Origin of the sequence: Streptomyces hundungensis, from assembly GCF_003627815.1 — a bacterium.
GTDB lineage: Bacteria > Actinomycetota > Actinomycetes > Streptomycetales > Streptomycetaceae > Streptomyces > Streptomyces hundungensis_A.
In genome coordinates, this window is record NZ_CP032698.1 from 7,490,738 (window position 1) to 7,513,863 (window position 23,126).

Below are 23,126 nucleotides of genomic sequence, written 5' to 3' on the forward strand. Positions count from 1 at the left end.
CGCGGGGCGACAGCGGCGTACTCGATCAGCTACGGGCAGGGGCGTTCGCCGGCGTCACATTGACCGCGGCCCAGGCCTTGTTCACGGTCGCGTACTCGGTGCTGCTCGCGCCGTAGAGGTCGGCCGCCGCGCTCAGCGTGGCGGTGCGGGCGTCGTGGAAGTCGGTCGTGGAGACCATGTACCGGGTGAGCGCCCGGTAGAAGATCGCCGTCGCCTTGTCCCGGCCGATGCCGGCCACGGTGGAGCCGTCGTAGGTCGGCGAGTCGTAGGCCACGTTGTTGATGGTCTTCTTGCCGCTGCCCTCGGCCAGCAGGTAGTACGCGTGCGAGGAGACGCCGGAGCCGGCGTGGACCTCGGTGTCGTACGACGCCTTCGACCAGTAGTCGACCGTGCCCTCCAGCTTGTCGAGGGAGGGCTTGTCCAGGCGGCGCAGGAACGTCTGCTGGAGGCCGAGCTTCTCGCCCATCAGGTAGTTGGGCGGGTTGTTGGGGTTGTTGGTCGCGAACTCGACGGCGCTGCCGAAGATGTCGGCCAGCGACTCGTTCAGCGAGCCGGGCTCGCCGAACTGGTTGTCGTCGGCGTCGACGCGGGTCGGCTGGAGGTTGGCCGTCGCGTCCACGACGCCGTGGGTGAGCTCGTGGCCGGTGACGTCGAGGACGACCAAGGGCTGGGCGAAGGTCTGTCCGTCACCGTCGCCGTACAGCATGCAGCCGCAGTCGGAGTCCCAGAAGGCGTTGCCGACGTTGGTGCCGAAGTGCACCAGCGCGTGGGCGCCGGCCCCGTCGTTCTTGATGCCGTTGCGGCCCAGGGTCTTCTTGTAGAAGTCCAGGGTGCTGACGATCCCGTACTGCGCGTCGACGGCGGCGGTGGCGCGGTTGGTCGCCTTGCCGGTGCCCCAGCGGTTGGTGGTGCTGGTGAACGCCTTGCCGCCGGAGAACTTCTCCAACTGCTTGTTGCCGGCGTCGCGGGTCTCGGTCTGGCCGCGGCTGGGGTCCTTGAGGGTGAACGCGCTCGTCGCGGTCTGCGTGGTGGTCAGCGGCACGCTGCCCACGAACAGGGACGCGCCGGTGCCGTTCGCCGCCGCCGGGAAGCCGGTCGCCCGGGAGGAGGCGAAGGGGGCGGGGAGGCGGTGCCCAGGGCGGGGCTCAGCTTCTGGCCGCTCTTGCGGAGCTTGTCCTGCACCCGCGGCGACAGGAAGGAGTCGTCGGCCGGGGTGTTGCTGAGGACGGTCCCGGTCGCCGCGTCGACGACGACGACGCGGCTGCCGGACTCGGTGGTGGCGCTGTCCGTCACCTGGATCCGGTAGGCGAGCGCCGAGTGTCCGGCGCGGGCGTCCACCACGAGCTGGGCGGCGCCCGCGGTGCCCTTGGCGGTGGCGGCGGCCTTGGCCTGGGCCTGTCCGGCCGTCAGCTTGGCGGCGGTGCCGGCGACGTCGACCTGGCCGCGCAGCGCCCGGGTCACACTGGCGTAGCCGGATCTCTTGTCGAGGTGGATGACCAGGTCTCCGCCGAGGACCGGGAGGCCGCGGTGCGAGCGGACGAAGCGGACGTGCTGCTTGCCGTCCGGGTCGACCAGCACGTCGGTGGCCTGAAGCGTGTCGTCCGTGCCGACGCCGGTCGCCGAGGCGTGGGCGAGGGCCGCGGCGCGGGCCGCGTCGATCACCGGCTGGAAACCGGCGGTGGCGGCGGGGGCGGTGGCCCCCGGAGCGGCGGGTGCGGCGAAGGCCGTGGCCCCGCCTCCCGCGCTGATGGTGACGGCCGTGGTGACGGCCAGGGCTATCGCCAGGCTGCGTATGTGGGGTGTACGCACGGTGGGGGGTCCTTAGTGGTGCGGGGGCGGTCGGCTCAACAACCACCCGTACGCACGGTGCTGTTGTGCACCGCGGGGACCATGAGGTCCCGGCCGGAACCCTGCTATGTCTGGCATGAACATGTAAAGAGGGATGATCGAATTCCGTGCTCCCGGAACCCAGATTTAACAATCAACGGTCATCCGAGTGGCCAAAAGGTGTCCAACGTCCGCACTTACCGGCCCAGATGCGAGATCGAACGGAAAGGTTGCCTCGCCCGCCCGTGTTCCGTGCGGCGCCGGGGCACGTATCACCGGCTTGTCGAACGAACCCGGCGGGTACGTCCGTTGGTGACCGGAACCGGACGAAGTTCATCCTTTTCCGGCGTACGCACCGCCCGTCACGGAAAGGTAGGTGGCGTGCCAACGGACGACGAAACGGCCGACGGATTCGCAGCCGAGCTGCGGCGCCTGCGAGGCCTGCGCAAGGTATCCCTCACCGGACTGGCCCGCTCGATCCACTACAGCAAGGGATACCTCAGCAAGATCGAGAACGGCAGCAAGCCCCCCACCCTCGACGTGGCCCGCCGCTGCGACGACGCCCTCGACGCGGGAGGCGCCCTCCTGCGCCTGGTCCCCGAACCGGCGAACGTCCCCGCGCCCCGCACCGCTCAGGGCGGCCCCGCCGAGTCGGCCCTGTGCCCCTATCGGGGACTCGCCGCCTACGGCCCCCAGGACGCCGAGTGGTTCTACGGCCGCGAAAGCGCGACGGCCGAACTCGCGGGTCGGCTCGCCGAACGCATGGGCCGCGGGCCGCTGGCCGTCGTCGCCCCCTCCGGCGCCGGAAAGTCCTCGCTCCTTCAGGCCGGGCTGCTGCCCGCACTGCGCCGCGGCGCCCTGCCCGTACCCGGCTCCGGCCTGTGGCCCGTCGTCGTGTGCACCCCGACCGCCCACCCGCTCAAGGAACTCCTGCGCTGCGCGGCCGACGTGCTCGGCTCGGCGGGCGCGGAGATCACCCCCGAGGCGCTGGTGCGACGCCCCGCCGCCTTGCTCGACGCGTCCACCGAGCGAGGCGGCCAGGGCGGCCTCGTCCTGCTGGTCGACCAGTTCGAGGAGGCCTTCACCCTCTGCGAGAACGACCGCGAGCGCCGTGACTTCGTCGCCGTGCTCCACACCCTGGCCACCGCCCGCGCCGCCGACGGCACCACCGCGCGCACCGTCGTCGTGGTCGGTCTGCGCGCCGACTTCTGCGGCCGCTGCCTGGACCACCCCCGGCTCGTGGAGGTCTTCACCCACGGCCTGTTCGCCCTCGGTCCGATGTCCAACGCCCAACTGCGCCAAGCCATCACAGGACCCGCCGAACGAGCGGGACTCAGCCTCGAACCCGGCCTGGTGGAGCTCCTGTTGAGGGATCTCGGCACCGACTCGGCGGCCTCCGTCGGCTCGCTCCCGCTGCTCGCCCACGCCCTGCTCGTCACCTGGCAGCAGCGCACCAGCCGCACCCTGACCGTGGCCGGCTACGAGACGACGGGCGGCATCCACGGCGCCGTCGCCCGCACCGCCGAATCCGTCTACGGACGACTCGATCCAGCAGAACAACTGGCGGCGCGCCGGCTCCTGGTACGCCTCGTCCATGTCGCGGACGACACCGCCCAGACCCGCAAACCCGTCGAACGCGAGTTCCTGATCCGGCAGTTGGGCGACCCCGAGCCCGCCACCCGGGCCCTCGACGCCTTCGTACGGGCCCGTCTGGTGACCGCGGGCAGCGAAACGGTGGAGATCACCCATGAGGCACTCCTGCACGCCTGGCCCCGGCTGCGCGGCTGGATCGACGCCGACCGCTCCGGCCTGGTACTGCGCCAAGAGGTCTCCGACGCGGCCACCCAGTGGGTGCGGGCGGGGCGAGATCCGAGCCTGCTCTACCGCGGCAGCCGGCTCGCCGCCGTCCGCGACCACGCGCGGCACGCCCAGCACATCGGTCAACTCGGGCCGCAGGAGCGGGAGTTCATTGCTGCGTGCGAGGCGGAGGAAGGGCGCGGACTGCGCGGCGCGCGACGCCAGATCCGCATCCGCCGCACCCTGCTCGTCACCCTGGCCGGACTGCTCGCGCTCGCGGTGACGGCCGGGGCACTCGCCTTCCAGCAGAGCCGGCGAGCCCTGCAAGAGAGCCGCACCGCCCAGTCGCAGGCCCTCGCCGTACGCTCCGGCGCCCTCGCGGCCGGGCAACCGGAGGCCTCGATGCTGCTCGCCGCCGACGCGTACCGCACCGACCGCACCCCGCAGGCACGCGGCGCCCTGCTCAGCACCCAGGCCCAGTACTTCGACGGACGGCTGCGCGACCACACCGGGCCCGTCAACGCGGTGGCCTTCAGCCCCGATGGCAAGACGCTGGCCTCGGCGAGCTCCGACGCGACCGTGAAGCTGTGGGACACCGCGAGCCACCGCGTCACCGCCACCCTGACCGGCCACACCGGAGCGGTCACCTCCCTCGCCTACAGCGCGGACGGCACCCGCCTCGCGACGGCGGGCGCCGACGGCACCGTACGGCTGTGGAACGCGACCACCCGCCATCTGACCGCCACCCTGCCCGGACACCAAGGCGCCGTACGGTCCGTGGCGTTCAGCCCGGACGGCCACACCCTCGTATCGGGCGGAACCGACCACACCGTACGGCTGTGGAACGTCTCCGAGGCCACCGCCCGCGCCGTGCTGCCCGGACACGGCGACGCGGTCATGGCGGTGGCCTTCAGCCCCGACGGACGCAGCGTGGCCTCCGCCTCCGCCGACCGCACCGTACGGGTCTGGGACGTCGCGGGCAGCGGCCCCCCGATGGTCCTGGCCGGCCACAGCGACCAGGTGCTCGGCGTCGCCTTCAGCCCCGACGGCCACACCCTCGCGTCGGGCGCCGCGGACCGCACCGTACGGCTGTGGAACCTGCCCGACGCGTCGGTGCGCGCGATCCTGACCGGGCACAGCGACGACGTCAACGCCGTCGCCTTCACCCGGGCCGGGGACACCGTCATCAGCGCCGGCGGCGACGGCACCGTCAAGCTGTGGGACGCCGTCAACCACCGGCTGGTCGCCACCCTTTCCGGCCACACCGATTACGTCCTCGCCGTCGCCGCCGGACCCGACGAACGCCTGGCGACCGGCGGCTTCGACCAGTCCGTGGTGCTGTGGGACCTGGGCCGCTCGGCGCTCACCGCAAGGCCGTTCACCGAGGCGTGGCAGTCGGCCTTCTCGCCCGACGGGGGCCTGCTCGCCTCGGCGCAGGCCGACCGCACCGTACGGCTGTGGGACGTGCCCCACCACCGGCTGCGCACCACGTTGACCGGCCACGACGGCTCCGTGTTCGCGGTGGCCTTCTCGCCCGACGGACGCCTCCTCGCCTCGGCCGGCGCCGATCGCACCGTCAGACTCTGGGACGTCGCGAGCGGCCACCTCCAAGCGACCCTGACCGGCCACGACGGTTCGGTGTTCGCGGTCGCCTTCTCACCCGACGGACGCCTCCTCGCCTCGGCCAGCGCCGACCGCACCGCTACCCTCTGGGACGTCGCCACGCGGCGCCCCTACGCCACGCTCCAGGGCCACGAGGACTTCGTCAACACCGTCGCCTTCAGCCCGGACGGTCGCACCCTGGCCACCGGAAGCGACGATCTGACGGTCCGTCTGTGGGACGTGCGTGCCACGGGCCACGGCGCGCGCGCCGTCCTGCGCGGCCACACCGGCTCGGTGCGCTCCGTCGCCTTCGCCCCCGACGGCCGCACCCTGGCCAGCGGCGGCAACGACGGGACCGTACGCCTGTGGGACCCGGCGCGCGTCACCGCCGCCGGCGTCCTCGCCGGGCACAGTGGCTCGGTGCGGGCGGTCGCCTTCAGCCCCGACGGCGAGACCCTCGCGAGCAGCGGAAGCGACCAGACCGTACGCCTGTGGAAACCGTCCCGCGCCGAACACATCGCCACCCTCAGCGGACACACCGGCGCCGTCTGGGGCGTCACCTTCGACCCCGGCCTCCCCGGCACCCTGGCGAGCAGCAGCAACGACGGCACCGTACGGCTGTGGAACACCGATGTGCCCCGCCAACAGGGCCAGGTGTGCCGCCTGTTGGGCGACACGGGACGCGACCGCTGGGCCCGCCTGCTGCCCGACCTGCCGTATCGGCCCCTCTGCCCGGACACCGACTGAGCTGCGCCGACGCGGTGTTTCCCAGGTGTTTCCCGTTTCCCGCCGGTACAGGAGACACCCGGGTCCTCGACAGCACCCCGACGCGACGGCCAGTCTCGGAACACCGCGGCGGACCAGCCGGCTTCACACCGGAACGCGCCGCGTCCGCCGGGCAGTGCTCCGGCACACGTACGACGAAACGGGGAACACTCACATGCACCACACCCTTGCCCGAGCGCGGCGGACCTTCGCCGCGGCAGGCCTGGTGGCCGCCTGCGCCGTCCTGCCGTCCGCCCCACTCTCCTCCGCCGCCCCCTCGTCCGGGACGGCCCTTCGCACCGCGGCGGCCGCCGGCGGCTGCGACGTCCTGGCCCCCGGCGCCTCGGCGGCGGCCGAGGCAGCGGTCCGCGCCGCCTGCTCCCAACTCGGCGTCTGGTACAGCTGGGGCGGCGGCCACGGACCGCAACCCGGCGCCACCTACGGCCAGGTCGACCCCACCGACCCCGCCAGCAACCACGACCCCGAGCGGCGCGGCTTCGACTGCTCGGGTCTGGTCCGCTACGCCTACGCCCAGGCCACGGGCGAGGACATCCTGAACGGCACCGCCAACAGCCAGTACCACTCCTCGCGCGTCACCGCCCGGTTCGGCGCCGGCCAGGGCACCGGGCCGCTGCTCCCCGGCGACCTGCTGGGATGGGGAGGGGCCAACTCCATCCACCACATCGCCGTCTATCTGGGCGCGGGCAAGATGGTAGAGGCCCGCCAGTCCGGCACCCATGTGATGGTCAGCGACGTACGGCTCGGGGGCGACTACAACGGCGCCGTACGCATCGGCGGGAGTCCGGCGCCGAGCGGCACGTTCTCCACCTGGGGCACCGATGTGTGGACGCACGTCGAGCCGTCCACCACGAGCGCCCGGGTCAGCAAGTTCGCTGGGCCCACCCGGGTCAAGGTCGGCTGCCAGAAGCACGCCCAGCTCGTCGAGGCCGACGGCTACCGCAACGACGCCTGGTCCTACCTGCCCGACTACCAGGCGTGGATCACCAACATCTACATCCAGGGGCCGGCCTGGCTCGACGGCGTCCCCACCTGCGCCTGACCGACCGGGCCCAGCCCTACCAGCCCAACTACCCAAACAAAAGCAGGAGTTCGCAGTGAACGCACGCAAGAAGATCGCCCTGTTCCTCTCCGCCACCGCGCTGACGGCCGGTCTCACCGCGACCGGACTGCCCCTCGCCGCGGCCGCACCCGCCAAGCCCGCCGCCGAGTGCGGGGTCCGCTCGGACGGCCGGCTGTACTGCGGCAACGCGGTCGGCGCGAAGGGCTACGCCGACCGCTCCTACCGTTCGGCGACCCGCGGCACGCTGGACACGGGGTTCAACTGGTTCGTGTGCTGGGGCCACGGCGACCCGCACCAGGGCGGCAACGACATCTGGTACTGGACGCAGCTCGACAACGGCGCCTGGGGCAACGTCCCCGCCGTGAGCGTACGCACCGGCCAGGACCCGGCCCCCGGCCTGCGCGAGTGCTGACCCCGGCACCGCGCTGAAGCACCGGGTCGCCCGTCGAATCCCCCGACGGGCGGCCCGGCCCTTTGCGTCAGGGTGAGGACACACGGCATCTGACGCACCGTCAAGTTTGGCGCATCGTCAGGGGGCGAGCGTGACATCGCGGGGTCCGGCCCCTTGCGCCGTCTCGAACAGCGCGCTGAGCCCCGCGTCGAAGCGTGCGGTGTACGAGATGTCGTCGGCGAAGCCACCGCCCCGTTCGGCACCGCCGAGCACCCCGACCACGAGACCCGCGCCGTCCTGCGCCGAGATCACCCAGGGACTGCCCGACACCCCGGTGGAGAAGCCCGCGCACCGGGCTTGACGGAAGTCGTTGTACGCGGGCTGCGCGTCCACCGTGCAGGTGTGCTGGCCCGGCCGGTCGTGCGGATACCCGATGAGCGTGACCCGGCTGAGGTCGGCGGCGAGCCGCTCGGGGTGCGCGGGGACGCGGAACGCGGAGCCCACGGCCTCCTGGACGCTCCTGCCGCCGACCCGCGCCACCCGCACGAAGGCCCAGTCGTACGGCCAGTTCTCGGCACCCTTGCGGGCCTCGGCGTACCGCGGGTCCGCCAGCGCGGCGAGGACCGGCCACTCGCCCCGAGGGGTGAGCCCGTCGTGATAGCCGGGTGCGAACGTGGCCCCGTCCAGCGGAAGGCAGTGCGCCGCCGTCACCAGCAGATCGCCGTGTCTGCTGTCCACGACGGCGGCCGTGCAGGACTGCCGGCCCCCGGGCCTCAGAAACACCCCGACCACCGGGTAGGAGCACGCGGAGCGCAGATCGTGCGGGTCGGGGCGGCGCTGCTCCACCGCACAGGCGGCCGACCGCTCCGGGCCGGTGCGGGGGCGGCCCGCCCCGTCCGTCCCGGCGCCGTCGAGGCCGCCGAGGTAATGCGCGGCGGACGCTCCTTGTGGGCCGGCGGCCGGTGGCTGCGGGGCCGGGGCGCCGGTTCTCGCGGCGCCGGGGCCCTGCGGGAGCGGGGAGAGGGAGGCGGACGAGGAGGCTGTGGGCGCGCCCGGCCAGGAGAGCGTCACCCCGCAGGTGAGGACGCCCAGCAGCACCGCCCCCAGCACGGCGCGGAACCCCGCCACGGGCCCAGGGCGCCCGTGCGCATCTCTTCGCATAAGCACTCTGGCGAGGCTAGGGCCCGGGCCTGCGCATGGGCCGCCCCGACATGACCGCCAACCGGGCTCAAAACGAGGACGGCCCCGCTCGGGTCCGAGAGCCTGCGGGCGGGGCGGGGCTGAGAGAAGCTGGGAGAGCGGCCGTCCGCCCCGCCCGCAGGGGCGCTTGCGCAGGAGGTGTCCATGGATCCGGTAGCGGCCCTGAGACGAATCGCCTTCCTGCTCGAACGGAGCCGGGGCGCCACCTATCGCGTCCAGGCCTTCCGAACCGCCGCCGCGGTGATCAAGGACATGCCGCCGGACGAGCTCGCGGCCCGCGCGGCGGTGGACGGCCGGCTCGAATCGCTCAAGGGGATCGGCCCGAAGACCGCCACCGTGGTGCGCGAGGCGCTCGCCGACGAGGTGCCCGGATACCTCCAGCGCCTGGAGTCGGAGCTGGAGGCCGCGGCGCCGCTCGCCGTGGGAGGCGAGAGCCTGCGGGCCGCGCTGGTCGGCGACTGCCATCTGCACTCCGACTGGTCGGACGGCGGCAGCACCATCGACGACATGGGCAGCACCGCGGCCGAGCTCGGACATGAGTGGGCCGTCCTCACCGACCACTCGCCCCGCCTCACCGTCGCAAACGGCCTGAGCGCCGAGCGGCTGCGCGAGCAGCTGAAGGTGGTGGCCGAACTCAACGAACGCTGGGCGCCGTTCACCCTGCTCACCGGCATCGAGTGCGACATCCTCGACGACGGCTCCCTCGACCAGGACGACGAGCTGCTCGACCAGTTGGACGTCGTGGTCGTCTCGGTCCACTCCAAGCTCCGCATGGACGCCGCCGCGATGACCCGGCGCATGGTCGCGGCCGTCAGCAACCCGCTGGCCGACGTCCTCGGCCACTGCACCGGCCGTCTGGTCACCGGCCGGGGGCGGCCCGAGTCCGCGTTCGACGCGGACGCCGTCTTCGCCGCCTGCGCCGACGCCGGCACCGCCGTGGAGATCAACAGCCGCCCGGAGCGCCTCGACCCACCGCGCCGCCTCCTGAGCCGGGCCGTCGAGGCGGGCGTCCTGTTCTCCATCGACACCGACGCCCACGCCCCCGGCCAGCTGGACTGGCAGATCTACGGCTGCGCCCGCGCCGAGGAGTGCGGCGTCCCGCCCGAGCGCGTCATCACGACCTGGCCGATGGACACCCTCCTGCACTGGACCCGCACCCGCGAGACCCCCGAGGGGGCGGAGCGCGGGTGACCCCCGCCCCGGCTGCCCCGGAGGGCGGGGGTGCGGGGTGGGGGGTTGGCTCGCGCGGGGTGCGGGTGTGCGCGAGGGGTGGCTCGCGCGGGGTGCGGGGCGGGCGCCAGGGCGACGCGTCAGAGCCGGGGCGTTCACCCCTGGAGGGTGAGCGCCCCGGCTCCTGTGTCGTGCCGTGCCGTGCCGGGTGCGGGGTCAGCCGCGGTCGGTCCCGGCGTCACGCATCTCCTGCTCCATACGCTCCTGCTGGTCCTGCGCCGGGCGGCGCATGCCGGACTCGTCGGGGCGAGCGGAGCGGCGCTCCCGCTCCTCCGACGCCATCGCCCTGGTCCGCTCGGCAGCCTGCTGCGCCTTGTCCCGGATCTTCTCGGCCTTGCCCATGGAGATTCACTCCTGCGTGTGGGGGGATCGAACTCCTTCACGGTGACATGACCCCTCACACATCGCGCGTCGAATGATTACGAAGCGTGATGGCCGGGGGTGGGGTGGGGGTGCGGAGGTGGTTCGGCCACGGCCGAGGTGTCCGTCGCGCGGGAACCGACGGGAGTCGCCGTGCATCTTCCCCGAGGGCACCGGCAGGTGTGTGGGGGTTCAAGGGGCCATCGGGCTCGCACGGGGGGATGGGGCATGTTCGCTGCGGGTGGGGCCTTCGGGGTGGTCTTCGGATGTGTGGGGCTGCTGTTCGCCGGCGTCGGGATCTGGCTGCTGGTCTGGTCGGTCCGCACCATGTCGACGTACAGACGCACCCTGCGCGAAGGCCTGATGGCACAGGCCCGTTGCCTGGAGACCTATGTGTCGCGACACCACCACTCCAACGGGTTCACCCACAGCCAGCGTCACCTCATCGTCGGATTCCGTACGGCCGACGGGTACGACGTCCGGGCCAGGGTGTCGTCGCGACGGCCGTTCGTGGCAGGCGACCTCGTTCCCGTGCGCTATCTCCCGCAGCGCCCCGACCGCGCGATCGCGGACGAGGCGCCGGCCGGTGTGGGGGTGGTGTCCTGCCTGTTCGGCGGGGTGATGGTGGTCATCACCTGTGTGGGCCTGTTCTTCGCCGCGATGGGCTTCGGCGCGGCCCTGTTCCTCGGTGCGTCGGCCCACGACGACGGCTCGGCTCCGCTGCCCGCCGCGCATGTCGGGTCGTGAGGGGCGGCCGATACGGAGGGGATTTCTGGTGGGGGAACGGCGGTGGGATGATGGCGCGATGTCTGATCGTGTTGTTGTTGCCGCCTGTGATGGTGCGTCCAAGGGCAATCCCGGCCCCGCGGGATGGGCCTGGGTGATCGCCGATCCTCAGGGGCGGCCGGAGCGCTGGGGTGCGGGACCGCTCGGTACCGCCACCAACAATGTCGGCGAGCTCACCGCCCTGGAACGCCTCCTCGAAGCCGTCGACCCCGGCACCCGTATGCAGGTGCGGATGGATTCCCAGTACGCCATGAAGGCGGTCACCCAGTGGCTGCCCGGCTGGAAGCGCAACGGCTGGAAGACCGCCGCCGGAAAGCCCGTCGCCAACCGTGAACTCGTCGAGCGCATCGATGAGTTGCTCATGGAACGTGATGTGGAGTTCGTCTATGTGCCCGCGCACCAGGTGGGTGGCGACCCGCTGAACGCGATCGCGGACCAGGCCGCGAGCGACGCGGCCACCAGCCAGCGAGCGGCCGGTACGGCCCTGGGCGACCAGGAGTTGCCGGTGCCGGCACCGGCTCGCGCCACCGCGACGCGCGCCAGGTCCGCCCCCGTGAAGAAGGCGGCGTCCACCACCAGGTCGGCCGGCTCGGGCACCCCGCGCACCATCAAGGCGAAGTTCCCCGGGCGCTGCCCCTGCGGGCAGCCCTATGCCGCCGGCACACCCATCATGAAGCGCGACGGGGGCTGGGGTCACCCGGATTGCAGCCCTGTGGTGTGAGGCACGGGGCTGCCGTGTCACCTCTCCGGAGGGTGGCTTCGAGCGGTCCTGCCGATCCTGCGCCGTGTGACGGGCCGCGGAACGGTCAGGCGGTGGTGACGGGGGTGGCCGCGTCCTCCCCCTTCTTGACGTCGGCGCCCGCCGCCTCCTTGGACGGCCCGGCGGTGTCGGCGCCGTCGGGAGCCGTGTAGAAGACGGACCGATTCTGCCGGGTGCGCTGTGCCTGCCCCTTGGCCACGAGGTTTTCCAGGGTGTTGCGTACCACGGTGCCGGCGACGGTGCGTTGCGGGTGTGCCTCGGTGAGACCCGCCGTGATCTCGGCCGCCGAGCGCGGCTCACCGCTCTGCGCGAGGTGGGCCGCGACGAGGTCCCGCAGGGTGGGCGCGCCCGTGGACGCCTTCGCCTTGACGGCCGGTTGCGACTGCTTCTTCGTGACGCGGCCCGCGGACTTGGCCGCCTTGCGCGCCTGCGGGACGCGCGGGGCCGAGGCCTCGGCGGTCTTCTTCCCGGTGTTCTTGGCGGTGTTGACCTGCGGCTTGGCGTTGCCCTTGGCCCTGGCGGGCGTGGGCGCGGCGGGGCTGCCGATCGCCTGGTGCATGGAGGCCAGCAGGGCGTGGTTGCTCTCCAGGACGCTCAACTGCTCCTGGAGCGCGCTGATTTGGGCGGCGATCTGTTCGCGTTCGGCGACGTTGCTGTCCAGATCGCTCTGGATCTGGGCGGCGTACTGGGACTGGAGTGTGGTGCTGTCCGGCACGAGTCGTTCCTCCGGGGCGTGTGCGTACGTGATTGTTGCGGGATGTTACGCGCCTCCTGTGTGCGGGGGCACCCACTTGACAGTAGATGAGACCGCGAAAGGTGCTTCAGGTCGATACAACGGCCTTGTTGAGCACATGGAGTGAGGTCCCACCCTGAGATACGTGTCGTTGCGTGTGGGGTGTGTGCACACACCCCACACCCTCGCGCCTATGTGCTATCGGATGTAGGTGGGGACACCCTGTACAGCGAACGTCACTCCGGTGTCATATACCGGAGTTCGCGCTCGCCCACTGTGCGGCGCACACATGCCGCGACCACACTGCTCAGGCTTCCGGTCCGGGCGAACAAGGCGCGCTGGACGAGGGCGCCGTTGCCGTGGGCGAGCAGTTCCGCGGTCGTCTTGCGGGCCCAGACGAGGTCCCCACTGTCCTCAAGGGCCTCCCGTACATGGTCGAACAGGGCGCGCACGACGGTGGGTGCGGGGGCGGGCCGCATGGTCAGTGGATGCAACAGGTCGCCCTCCAGGCCCGAGCGCGCGGCCCGCCACGCGGCGAGGCGCAACAGCTGCACCCCGTGGGTCAGGGGCGGCCGTCCGGCGCGCCAGTCACGGGCGGCGGTCTCGACCAGGGCGCGCCCCAGGCATGCCACCAGCAGGGTGGTGGTGGCCTCCAGACACACGTCCGCGACGCGGATCTCCACGGTGGGATAGCGGTGGGAGAGCCGGGCGTCGAAATAGATCATGCCCCGGTCGCGCACCACACCACTGGTCACCATGGAGTCGACCTGGGCGTGGTAGCGCTCGGCCGAGCCGAAGACCCCGGTCGGCCCGGACATGGGCCACCGCCCCCACACCCGGCTGCGATAACTGCTGTACAGGGTGTCATTGCCCTGCCAGTACGGTGAGTTGCCGCTCAGCGCGGTCAGGACGGGCAGCCACGGCTGGATCCGGTCCACGACCGCGACCCCTTCGTCGTCCGATGCGGCCGACACATGCACATGGCAACCGCAGGTGAGTTGTTCCTGGGTCGTCAGGCCGAACTGCTTCTCCATCCACTGGTAGCGATGGCTCACGTTGATGGCGGGCTGGGCGGGCAGCGGTGAGGTGGCGAGCGCGGCCACCGCCGCCCCGGCCTCCAGCGCGTGCCGGGCCGCCTCGCGGCGCCAGCGCAGTATCTCCGCGCCGAGTTCGTCCATGTCGGTCTGCGGCCGGGTGCCGAACTCCAGCTGCTGGCCCTGGAGTTCACCCGCGAAGGTCTCCCTGGACGCACCGCCTCCCGCGGCCGCGCACTTGGCCAAGCGGGCCAGAACCTCCGAGGAGAGGGCACAGGGATGCCCGGTGTGCGGGTCGACCAGGAGCAGTTCCTCTTCCACGCCTACGGTGCGCAAAATGACGCTCCCATCCTGTCCGGGCGCCGCCGGGCGGCACGGAAAAACGGCCGGGGGCACCAGCATGCCCGGCTCGCGGCCCCCGCGGTTCCCGGTGAGGGGCCCTCTTTCGGTCACACCCAGAAGCGCCCGGAAACCCCGGTCCCAGCAGTCACCCGAGCACCCGGCGGGCCGCTACCGCACCAGCCGCACCACCGTGACGGACACGCCACCGACCGGGGGTGAATCCCCGGTGCCCGGGCGCCGCCACGGTATTGCTTGGGACGCGAGCGCCGAAGTGCACTCAGCGACGCTCGCGGCACCACAGGAACGTCGCGGCACCTCGCGAACGTACGGATGAAGGAGAGATCTGCCGATGCGCGCAACTCTTGTCGCCGCCGGGGCCGTCGCCGCCGCCGGAGCCCTGCTCGGCCCGGCACCGGGCCCCGCCGGGGCGGCCCCCGGCCCGACGACCCCGGTTCCCGCCGCGGTCGTCACGGCACCCGGCCCTTCGACCCCGGCCCCCGCCACCCCGGCCGCCACGGGCCCCATCATCACTGCCGACCCGGCAGGGAAGGTCTCCCCGTCCGGCACCGTCACCCTCACCGGCACCTACAGCTGTCCGGCGTCATCGGCGACCGGCCCGGTCTTCGTGTCGAGCTCGGTCGGGAAGGGCACGGCCGACACGGGCTCCGTGCGGTACGGCCTCCAGAGCACCGTGGCCCAGTGCGATGGCGCCCCGCACGCCTGGAGCAACCAGGGAAAGCTCTCCGGTGTGTCCATCGCGCCCGGCCCCACCGACGTCCAGGCGACCCTCGTGCGGCTGGACAAGCACGGTTGGCTGCCGCTGCCCGCGATCCTCGCCACCGACCGGCGCCAGGTAAATCTGCTGTCCGCGCAGGACTGATCGAGGCCCGGCCCGCCACCCCCGACGGCTGAGAGCGCCTGAGGTTGCGTCCGCAAGTGTGGGAGCGGTGAGTTTCGGACATACCTGCATTCATGGGGTCCGGGGGTGCGCTGTCCCCCCAAAAACCTTCGCCTCGCGCGGGGTGGAGTCCTGTGTCCACAGGCCTCAACACCAGCAATTCATGCGGTCGTTGCCCGGATCTGGCCGATGATTCTCTTGATCCATTGACAGAATGGCACAAGAAACGACCGAAAGTGTCCTGTTTGTTTTGACTCCTGATCGGCGCGAGGTGAAGGTCTCGTGCATGTCCCCTTCGTCCCAGGCCGCTTCCGGTGGTCCGCTCCGTATGCGCGATTTCCGCCTGCTGCTCGCCGGAGCCGCGGCCGGACAGGTGGGTGCCCAGGTCACCCTGGTCGCACTGCCCCTGGTGGCCGTGCTCGAACTCAAGGCCCCCGCCTTCCAAGTGGGACTGCTCACCGCCGCCGAGACCGCCGCGTTCCTGCTCATCGGACTGCCCGCAGGCGCCTGGGTCGACCGGATGCGCAAGCTGTCGCTGATGATCCGCGCCGACGTGGTGCGCTGTCTGGCCATGGCCAGCGTCCCGCTCGCCGCGGCGGCGGACGCGCTGACCATGGCCCAGCTGTATGTGGTGGCCCTGGTCGTGGGCGTCGCGAGCGTCTTCTTCGACGTGGCCCACCAGAGCTATCTGCCCCAACTCCTGCCCCGGGAGCACCTGGTGGCCGGGAACGGCGCGCTGGAGACGGTACGGTCCTCGGCGCAGGTGGCGGGGCCGGGCCTGGGCGGCGGGCTCGTTCAGCTCGTCGGCGCCCATCTGGCCATCGTGGCCGACGCCATCGGCTACGCCGTGTCCGCCCTGTTCCTGCTCGCCATCCGCCGTCCCGAGGACAAGCCCGAACCGGTCCCCGGCGCCTCCCTGCGCAAGGAGGTCGGGGAAGGCCTGCGCTTCGTCCTCGGCCATCCGCTGCTGCGCGTCATCGCCGGCGCCACCGGCCTCGGCAACTTCTTCACCGCCATGCTGATGGCCACCCAGACCGTCTTCCTGGTCCGGGTCCTGGACCTGGCGCCCGCCGCGGTCGGCGTGATGCTCTCCGCCTCGGCCGTGGGCGGACTCGCCGGCGCGCTCTGCGCGGGCCGGCTGGCCCGTAGCTTCGGCCAGGCCCGCATCATCTGGCTCTCCGCCGTGGTGTCCGGGCCGTTCGCGCTGCTGTGGCCGCTGTCCGGCAAGGGCGCGGCCGCGGCCCTGTTCGCGCTCGCCTCCGGCGTGGTCTTCTTCGGCGCCGTGGTCTACAACGTCGCCCAGGTGAGCTTCCGTCAAACCCTGTGCCCGCCACGCCTGTTGGGGCGCATGAACGCCACGCTGCGCTTCCTCATGTGGGGCACCCTGCCGCTCGGCGCGCTCGTCGGCGGCGCCGTCGCCGAGGCCTCGGGCGCCCGCGCCGCGCTGTGGATCTGTGCCATCGGCTTCCTAGTGGTGCCCCTGCCGCTGCTGCTCTCCTCGCTGCGCCGCATGCGCGACCTGCCCGAGACCGCGCACCCCGAGACCGCGCACCCCGAGACCGCGCACCCCGAGACCGCGCACCCCGAGGACGACGTACGGCAGGACGCGGCGCCCGGACACGACGCGGCGCCCGGACACGGCGAGAGCGTCCCCGTCGCCTGACCCCCTTACCCGGTACCCGGTCAACCCCCCCTCGACCGTCCGCCCGTTCACGGCCGCCCCCCACGCCGAGTGTTTCCGACCCGAGAGAGGATCACGTGCTCCCCAGCATCACGGGCCAGTATCTGGCCCGCTACCAGCGCCTCGGCGCGGGTGACCCGGCGGCCGCGCTGCTGCCCGTCACCGGGGCCCAGCGGCGCTTCCTGCTCGTACGCTCCCTGGACCCGGCGGGGCGGGCGGACATCGTCCCGATGTTCTTCGCGTTCCCGCGCGGAACCGTCGACGCGGCACGGCTGCGCGCCGCCGCCAACCATCTCGCCGCCCGCCACCCCGTGCTGCGCTCCCAGCCGTGCGTCGTACGCGGCACCCCCGTCCTGCGGCCGGACGCGGCCGGCGTACCGCTGGAGCACATACCCGGCGCGCCGGGCGAGAGCGCGCGGGACGCGCTGCGCCGGGTGCTCGCGCGCTGGGCGCCGAACGGGCCGCCGCTGCGCCTGTTCCTCGCCCACGACGGCCCCGGGGCCCAGGAGGAACTGCTCGCCGTCGTCCTGGACCACACCGCCTGCGACGGCCAGTCGCTCGCCCGCATCGTCGAGGAACTCGGCGCCGCCTACCGCGACCGCCGGGGGCCGGACGACGTGTCGCCCGCCGAGGCCGCCACCGAACTCGCCGCCTACCGGGGCGCCGTCCTGCGTCAGCTCGGCGCCGAGGACCGCGCCGCCTCACCCCGGACCCTCGCGTACTGGGCAGAACGGCTGCGCACCGCCCACGAACAGGCCCCGCCGCCCGGGACCCGCTCCATCGCCGCCGGATTGCCCAGCGGTGCAGCGGAGTTGAGGATCCCCTCGCCCGCCGGGGTAGTCCCCTTCCCCGCGCTGCTCGACGCCTGCCGCGCCGCGGCCGCCGCCCTGTACGGGAGCGGACCCGTATCGCCCATCGGCTATCCGTGGGGAGGGCGCCCGTCCGGCGCCGAGCAGGTACTCGGCTGCTTCCTCAACACCGTGGTCTTCCCGGCCGACACCCGCGGCCCCGTCTCGCCGGACGTCACGGCCACCGACTGGTGGGACGACCTGGACCGCGCCGACACCCCCTTCGACGAAGTGGTGCGGGCGGCCCGCGCGGGCGGCTCCGCCTGGTCCGGCCGGCTCGACGGCCTGCTCACCGTGGACGACGCCCGCCACCGCGCCCCCCTCGACCTCGACGGGACCACCGGCCGCGAAGTGCACATCGGCGGCCGACAGGTCCGCGCCCCCTTCGCGGTGGCCGCCACCCAGGGGCCCGAACTCCACCTCCGCATGGTGTGGGACCGCACCGTCCTCGACGACGACGCGGCCGAGTCCGCCTTCGCGGCGCTGTGCGCGGCGCTGCCCGCAGAGGCCCAGGCCCGCTAGACCCACCCCCGCCGCACGCGGACGACGACCCGTCACCGCGTACCCCGAACTCCCCAGCATCCGGCCGAGCCGCGCGATCCGCGGACCGGCCGGCACGCCGCCGTGCGGGCGCACGACCGCGTTCCGCGCCACCCGCCCCGACAACCCAAGGGACCGCCCATGCTCCCCCTCTCCTCCTCGCAGGAGATCGTCTGGCTGCACGAGCAAGTGCAGCCGGGCAGCCGCGCCTACAACTTCACCGCCTCGCTCGACCTGTGGGGCACCCTCGACGTCGACGCCCTGCGCAGCGGCCTCGCCGCGACGCTCGCCCGCCACCCCGGGCTGCGGCTCGAACTCGTCGCCGTGGCCGGCGCGATGCCGGGCCAGCGGGTGGCCGAGGTGTGTCCGCCGCGCCTGCGCACCGTGGACGTCACCTGGGAAGCCGACCCCGAGGCCGCCTTCGAGAAGCTGCTGCGCCTGGAGGCGGAGACCCCCCTCGACACCTTCGACGCGCCCCTGCTGCGCTGGACCCTCGTCAAACTCGCCGAGGACCAGCACCGGCTCATCCACGTGGAACACCACCTGATCCACGACGGCCACTCGTTCGCGATCCTCCTGAAGGACGTCTTCAGCGTCTACCGGGCCCAAGTGCTGGGTGAGAAGCTCGAGTTGGGCACTCCCAGCTCGTACGCCGACCATGTGCGCGCCCGCGCCGACGACGTACGGGCCGAGGAGCTGAGCGCGAGCCTGGAGTACTGGGCCCGGACGCTGCGCGACGCCTCGTACGACATGCCGCTGCCCGGTCTCACCCGGCCCGGCGCTCGGCGGCGCCACCACGGCGGCCAGCTGCGCCAGTCGATCGGCGCGGACCTCGCTGAGCGGCTGCGCGCCCACACCCGCGAACGCGGCCTCACACCGTTCGCCACCCTCCTCGGTCTCTTCGCGGAAATGTTGCGGCGCCACAGTGGACGCAGCCAGATGGTGGTGGGCACCGCCGTCGGAAACCGGCCGCGCGGCTTCGAGGACGCCGTCGGCATGTTCGTCAACACCATTCCGCTCCGGCTCGACCTGGATGCGACGGCCCCGGCCGAGGACACCATGGACGAGGTGACCGACACCCTCATCCGTGCGCTGCCCCACCAGGAGGTGCCGGTCCAGGAGCTGACCCGCGCGCTCGGGCTGCACACGTCGGGCGCCGACAACCCGCTGTTCAGCGTCATGTTCAGCGCCCACGACGCGCCCCTGCCCGAACTGGACGTACCCGGCCTCGACGTCACCCTCTTCGAGGGGTTCAACACCGGCACCACCCGCTTCGACCTCGATGTGGTGCTGCTCCCCGACGACCGGCGCGGAGTGAGCCTGCGCCACGGCGCGGCCGGCATGACCCTCGTGTGGGACTACGACGCCGACCTGTTCGGCGAGGACGTGGCCAAGCTGCTCGCCGAGCGCTTCCTCGACCTGCTGCGCGCCTATCTCGACGCGCCCGCCACCCCCCTCGCCGACCTCGCCCTGCCCGCCGCGCCCCAGCAGGCGGCGCCCCCGGTCGCCGTCGCCCCGGGCCGCGACCCGCTCGACCCGGCCGCCGCCCAGGACCCCTCCCTGCCCGCCCTGCTCATCGGCGCCCGCCGGCTCACCTACGGCGACCTGGACGCCCAGGTCACCTCGCTCACCGAGCGGATGCTGGCCGCCGGGGTGCGGGCCGGCCAACCCGTAGCCGCGGTGCTGCCGCGCGGCGTCGATTCGGTGGTGACCCTGCTCGCCTGTCTGCGCACCGGAGCGGTGTACTGCCCGCTGTCGCCGTCCGACCCCGCCGCCCGGCTCGAGCTCCTGCTCGAACGGCTGGCCCCCGCGCTCGTCCTCACCACCCGCGGCAGCGCGGTACGCGTCCCCGAGGCCCTGCCCCACGCGGACGTCGACGCCCCCACCCTGCCCGCCGCCCGCGACGCGGACATCGTGCCGGGCGCGGCATACGTCATCCACACCTCCGGCTCCACCGGCATACCCAAGGCGGTCGCCGTCGGGCGCGAGGCGTTGGTCAACCATCTGACCGGCACGGCCGAAAGGTTCGGCCTCGCGGCGGGGGACCGGGTGCTCCTGTTCGCCCAGCCGTCGTTCGACGTCGCTCTCGAAGAGGTGCTGCCCTCGCTGTACGCGGGCGCCTGCCTCGTCGTACCCGAGCAGGACGTGCCCACCGGCGGGGAGCTGGCGCAGACGCTCGGCGCGGCCCGGGTCACCGTGGCCAACCTGCCCACCAGCTACTTCCTCGCCACCCGTGAGGACCTGCTGCCCGTCCTCACCCAGGGCCGCTGGACGCCGCGCCTGCTCGTGCTCGGCGGCGAACGCATCCCGGCCGACGTGATGCGCGCCTTCTTCACCGACACGGCCGCCGACACCGACACCGACACCCCCACCGGCCCCCGGTTCTCGGTGCTGAACGTGTACGGAGTGACCGAGGCCGCCATCAGCTCCACCGTCCACGAGATCACTCCGGAAAGCCTCGTCGAAGGCGCCGAGATCCCCCTCGGCGGCGAACTGCCCGGCGAGCGAATCCACATCCTCGACGAGAGCCTGCGCCCGCTCCCCACCGGCGCGGTCGGCGAACTCGCCATCGCCGGGGCCGGGTTGGCCGAAGGCTACGTCGGCAACCCGGAGGCCACCGCCGCCCGCTTCGTCACCGTCGAGGCCCTCGGCGGCGAACGCGTCTACCTCACCGGTGACCTCGGCTACCGCGGCGAGGACGGACTGCTGCGCTTCCTCGGCCGCCGGGACAACCAGATCAAGCTGCGCGGCTACCGCATCGAGCTCGAAGAGGTCGAGACCGCGGCCTCCGCCGCGCTTGGCGGCCGCTCCTGCGCCGTCGTCCTCGACAGGGAGTCCGGCGGCGGCCCGCGTCTGGTCGCCTTCCGCGAACGCGCCGACGAGGTCGAGGAGTGGGACGAGCAGGCCCTGCACGCCGAGCTGAGCCGCCGCCTGCCCGGCGCCCTTGTGCCGAGCCGCTGGGTCCTCCTCGACAGCATGCCGACGCTGGCCGGCGGCAAGCCCAACCGGACCGCCCTGGCCCGCCTCGCCGCCGAGCTGACCCCGGCCGCCCCCGTCGAGGAAGCCGCGCCGATGAGCGACCCCGGCCTCTCGGACGACCCGGCCGTCGTGCTGCTCGCGGAAGGCTGGCGCGAGGTGCTGGGACACGACCGCTTCGAGGAGAGCTCGCACTTCTTCCACATCGGCGGACACTCGCTGCTCGCCGCCCAGTTGGCGGCCTGGCTTGAGCCGCGTCTGGGCGAGCGCCCCTCGCTGCGCCTGCTCTTCCAGCACCCGGTCCTCGCCGACCAGGCCCGCGCCCTCGCAGCAACCGCCACCCCCGCCCTCACCACGCCGAAGGAGTCGTGATGACCGAGCAGTTGATGGACCGTCAGAACACCGAGCCCGCCAGTGCCGCCCCCAGCGTCCTGCACGGCGCACCCCTGACCGGCGCCGCCGAACCCACCGTGCTGGCCCGCTTCGAGGAGTGGGTGCGCACCACGCCCGACGCCCCCGCGGTCATCGACGGCGAGCAGCGCTGGAGCTATGCGCAGCTCGACGAGGCGGCCACGTCCGTCGCCGAAGCACTGGCCGGCCGGGTGCGGCCCGGCGAGCTCGTCGGCGTCTGTCTGGACCGCTCGGCGGCCCTGGTGGTCACCGCGGTCGCCCTGGCCCGCGTCGGCGCGGTCTATCTGCCGCTCGGCCCCCGCCCGGGAGAGCGCCGCATCGACGCCGTCACCGAGGACATCGGCGTCGTCTGCCTCATCGGCGACCCGGAACTGCTGCCGCAGCGTCAAGTGGCGGCTGAGCAGGTCGAGTTGACACTTCCGGCCGAGGGAGCGAACGCCGCCGCCCGCGTCGTCGCCTCCTTCGGGGCCGTCGCGCCGGGCGCCCGCACCGCGCCGCCCGAGGCCCTGTACGCCGTGCTCACCTCCGGCTCCACCGGCCGCCCCAAGGCGGTCGCCGTCGCCGAACCCGCCCTCGCCACCCTCCTCGACTGGTACCGCGCCGAGACCGGGATCGCCCCCGGCGACCGCCAGTCCCTCCTCATCGGCGTCGCCTTCGATCCGCACCTGCTGGAGCTGTGGGGCGGCCTGACCTCCGGCGCCGCGCTCATACCCGCCCCCGACGAGGTCCGCTGGGACCCGGCGGCCCTCACCGACTGGTGGCGCGAGGCCGAGGTCACCCTCGCCGTAGCGGCCACCCCCATGGTCGAACCGCTCCTGGACCGACCCTGGCCCCAGGACCTGTTGGTGCGCCACCTCATGGTCGGCGGCGACCGGATGCGGCGCCGCCCCGGCCCCGATGTGACCGCCACCGTCCACAACGCCTACGGCCCCGCCGAAGCCACCGTGGTCACCACCACCCACGCCATGCGACCGTCCGACCCGGACGTGAACGTGGACGCCGCACCGCCCATCGGCCTTCCCGTCGCGGGCGCGACCGTCGCCGTCACCGACACCGACGGCACCGTCCTGCCGCGCGGCACCGACGGCGAACTGCGCATCGGCGGCACCTGCCTGGCCCTCGGCTACCTCGACCCCGAGCTGACCGCACGCCGCTTCACCCCGCCGCCGGCCGGCCTGCCCGACCTGGACCGCATGTACCGCACCGGCGACCGGGTACGCATGCTCGACGACGGCCGCCTTGAGTTCCTAGGCCGTCTCGACGACCAGGTCAAGATCAGCGGCGTGCGCATCGAACCCGCCGAGGTCGAGGCCGCGTTCGAGCACGACCCGGCCGTCCGCAGCGCCGTCGTCACCGCCCCCCGGGACGCCGAGGGCCGCGCCCGGCTCGTCGCGTACGTACTGCCCGCGGCCGGCGCCACCCCCGACCCGGACGACCTCCTCACCGCCGTACGCGCCTGGCTCCCCGAGCAGGCCGTCCCCTCGGCCGTACGCGTCGTCGACGCCTTCCCCCTCGACGCCAACGGCAAGGTGGACCGCCCCGCCCTGGTGAAGCACGCCGAGGAGTCCCCCGCGAACCCCGCGGCCGAGGCCGCCCTGCCCGAGGGCGCGAGCCCCGACGAACTCCTCGTCCTCACCTCGGTACGCGACCTGCTCGGCCGCCCCGAGACCACCCTGGAGGACAACTTCACCGACGCCGGAGGCACCTCCATCCTCGCGGCCCGGCTCCTCGAAGCTCTGGAGAAGGCGACCCAAGTACGCCTGCGGGCACCGGAGTTGCTCCGCCAGCCCGACCTCAGGGCGATCGCCGCCGTACTCGGCAGGCGCCGCACCACCGCGCACACCGCGAGGCCCTGACGTGACGA

Annotated in this window: 15 protein-coding genes and 1 pseudogene; 11 read left to right on the forward strand and 5 right to left on the reverse strand. The window is 73.1% G+C overall.

Annotated elements, in window-relative coordinates:
* Nucleotides 1–25: 25 nt before the first annotated feature.
* Nucleotides 26–1,809: pseudogene (locus DWB77_RS33325) on the reverse strand (M4 family metallopeptidase).
* Nucleotides 1,810–2,208: 399 nt separating this feature from the next.
* On the opposite strand from DWB77_RS33325, the gene DWB77_RS33330 reads away from it, so the two are divergent.
* The 3 genes from DWB77_RS33330 to DWB77_RS33340 all read left to right on the forward strand — a co-directional run bounded on the left by DWB77_RS33330 (nucleotide 2,209) and on the right by DWB77_RS33340 (nucleotide 7,484).
* Nucleotides 2,209–5,973 carry a helix-turn-helix domain-containing protein gene (locus DWB77_RS33330; RefSeq protein ID WP_246033706.1) on the forward strand — a complete coding sequence of 1,255 codons (3,765 nt, stop codon included), beginning with the start codon at nucleotides 2,209–2,211 and terminating at the stop codon, nucleotides 5,971–5,973.
* Nucleotides 5,974–6,166: 193 nt separating this feature from the next.
* Nucleotides 6,167–7,051, forward strand: a complete 885-nt coding sequence (locus tag DWB77_RS33335; protein ID WP_120725962.1) for a C40 family peptidase — start codon at nucleotides 6,167–6,169, stop codon at nucleotides 7,049–7,051.
* Nucleotides 7,052–7,106: 55 nt separating this feature from the next.
* The gene (locus tag DWB77_RS33340; protein ID WP_120725964.1) at nucleotides 7,107–7,484 is read left to right on the forward strand and encodes a hypothetical protein; all 378 of its coding nucleotides are present in this window, start codon (nucleotides 7,107–7,109) and stop codon (nucleotides 7,482–7,484) included.
* Between the two features lie 117 nt (nucleotides 7,485–7,601).
* Here DWB77_RS33340 and DWB77_RS33345 read toward each other — a convergent pair whose 3' ends face one another.
* Entirely contained in the window at nucleotides 7,602–8,591 is a 990-nt protein-coding gene (locus tag DWB77_RS33345) for a trypsin-like serine peptidase (RefSeq protein ID WP_120725966.1), read from the reverse strand.
* A 216-nt stretch (nucleotides 8,592–8,807) separates the two neighbouring features.
* Here DWB77_RS33345 and DWB77_RS33350 point away from each other — a divergent pair, with 216 nt between their 5' ends.
* Nucleotides 8,808–9,854 (forward strand): PHP domain-containing protein, encoded by a 1,047-nt coding sequence (locus DWB77_RS33350; protein ID WP_120725968.1) that lies wholly within the window; start codon nucleotides 8,808–8,810, stop codon nucleotides 9,852–9,854.
* Between the two features lie 195 nt (nucleotides 9,855–10,049).
* Here the strand turns inward: DWB77_RS33350 and DWB77_RS33355 are convergent, their stop codons facing one another.
* A complete protein-coding gene (locus tag DWB77_RS33355) occupies nucleotides 10,050–10,235 on the reverse strand; it encodes a hypothetical protein (RefSeq protein WP_120725969.1) in 186 nt (61 codons plus the stop codon).
* 246 nt (nucleotides 10,236–10,481) lie between these two features.
* Between DWB77_RS33355 and DWB77_RS33360 the strand changes: the two genes are divergently transcribed.
* Nucleotides 10,482–11,000, forward strand: a complete 519-nt coding sequence (locus tag DWB77_RS33360; protein ID WP_120725971.1) for a DUF3592 domain-containing protein — start codon at nucleotides 10,482–10,484, stop codon at nucleotides 10,998–11,000.
* 58 nt (nucleotides 11,001–11,058) lie between these two features.
* Nucleotides 11,059–11,760 carry a ribonuclease H family protein gene (locus tag DWB77_RS33365; RefSeq protein WP_120725973.1) on the forward strand — a complete coding sequence of 234 codons (702 nt, stop codon included), beginning with the start codon at nucleotides 11,059–11,061 and terminating at the stop codon, nucleotides 11,758–11,760.
* An 85-nt stretch (nucleotides 11,761–11,845) separates the two neighbouring features.
* Here the strand turns inward: DWB77_RS33365 and DWB77_RS33370 are convergent, their stop codons facing one another.
* Together DWB77_RS33370 and DWB77_RS33375 are read right to left on the reverse strand one after the other, a co-directional pair.
* Nucleotides 11,846–12,514, reverse strand: coding sequence for a hypothetical protein (locus DWB77_RS33370; protein ID WP_120725975.1), 669 nt, complete (start codon nucleotides 12,512–12,514; stop codon nucleotides 11,846–11,848).
* 254 nt (nucleotides 12,515–12,768) lie between these two features.
* Nucleotides 12,769–13,902, reverse strand: a complete 1,134-nt coding sequence (locus DWB77_RS33375; protein WP_174248662.1) for a glutamate--cysteine ligase — start codon at nucleotides 13,900–13,902, stop codon at nucleotides 12,769–12,771.
* Between the two features lie 355 nt (nucleotides 13,903–14,257).
* Between DWB77_RS33375 and DWB77_RS33380 the strand changes: the two genes are divergently transcribed.
* The 5 genes from DWB77_RS33380 to DWB77_RS33400 all read left to right on the forward strand — a co-directional run bounded on the left by DWB77_RS33380 (nucleotide 14,258) and on the right by DWB77_RS33400 (nucleotide 23,118).
* On the forward strand, nucleotides 14,258–14,788 hold the full coding sequence (locus DWB77_RS33380; RefSeq protein WP_216826877.1) for a DUF6299 family protein: 531 nt from the start codon (nucleotides 14,258–14,260) through the stop codon (nucleotides 14,786–14,788).
* 346 nt (nucleotides 14,789–15,134) lie between these two features.
* On the forward strand, nucleotides 15,135–16,469 hold the full coding sequence (locus DWB77_RS33385; protein ID WP_120725978.1) for an MFS transporter: 1,335 nt from the start codon (nucleotides 15,135–15,137) through the stop codon (nucleotides 16,467–16,469).
* 95 nt (nucleotides 16,470–16,564) lie between these two features.
* Nucleotides 16,565–17,857, forward strand: a complete 1,293-nt coding sequence (locus tag DWB77_RS33390; RefSeq protein ID WP_120725980.1) for a non-ribosomal peptide synthetase — start codon at nucleotides 16,565–16,567, stop codon at nucleotides 17,855–17,857.
* Nucleotides 17,858–18,016: 159 nt separating this feature from the next.
* The gene (locus tag DWB77_RS33395; protein WP_120725982.1) at nucleotides 18,017–21,223 is read left to right on the forward strand and encodes a non-ribosomal peptide synthetase; all 3,207 of its coding nucleotides are present in this window, start codon (nucleotides 18,017–18,019) and stop codon (nucleotides 21,221–21,223) included.
* Complete coding sequence (locus tag DWB77_RS33400) at nucleotides 21,223–23,118, forward strand: non-ribosomal peptide synthetase (protein WP_246033707.1); 1,896 nt, start codon at nucleotides 21,223–21,225, stop codon at nucleotides 23,116–23,118. Before DWB77_RS33395 ends, DWB77_RS33400 begins: the two co-directional genes overlap by 1 nt.
* The last annotated feature ends 8 nt before the right edge of the window (nucleotides 23,119–23,126 follow it).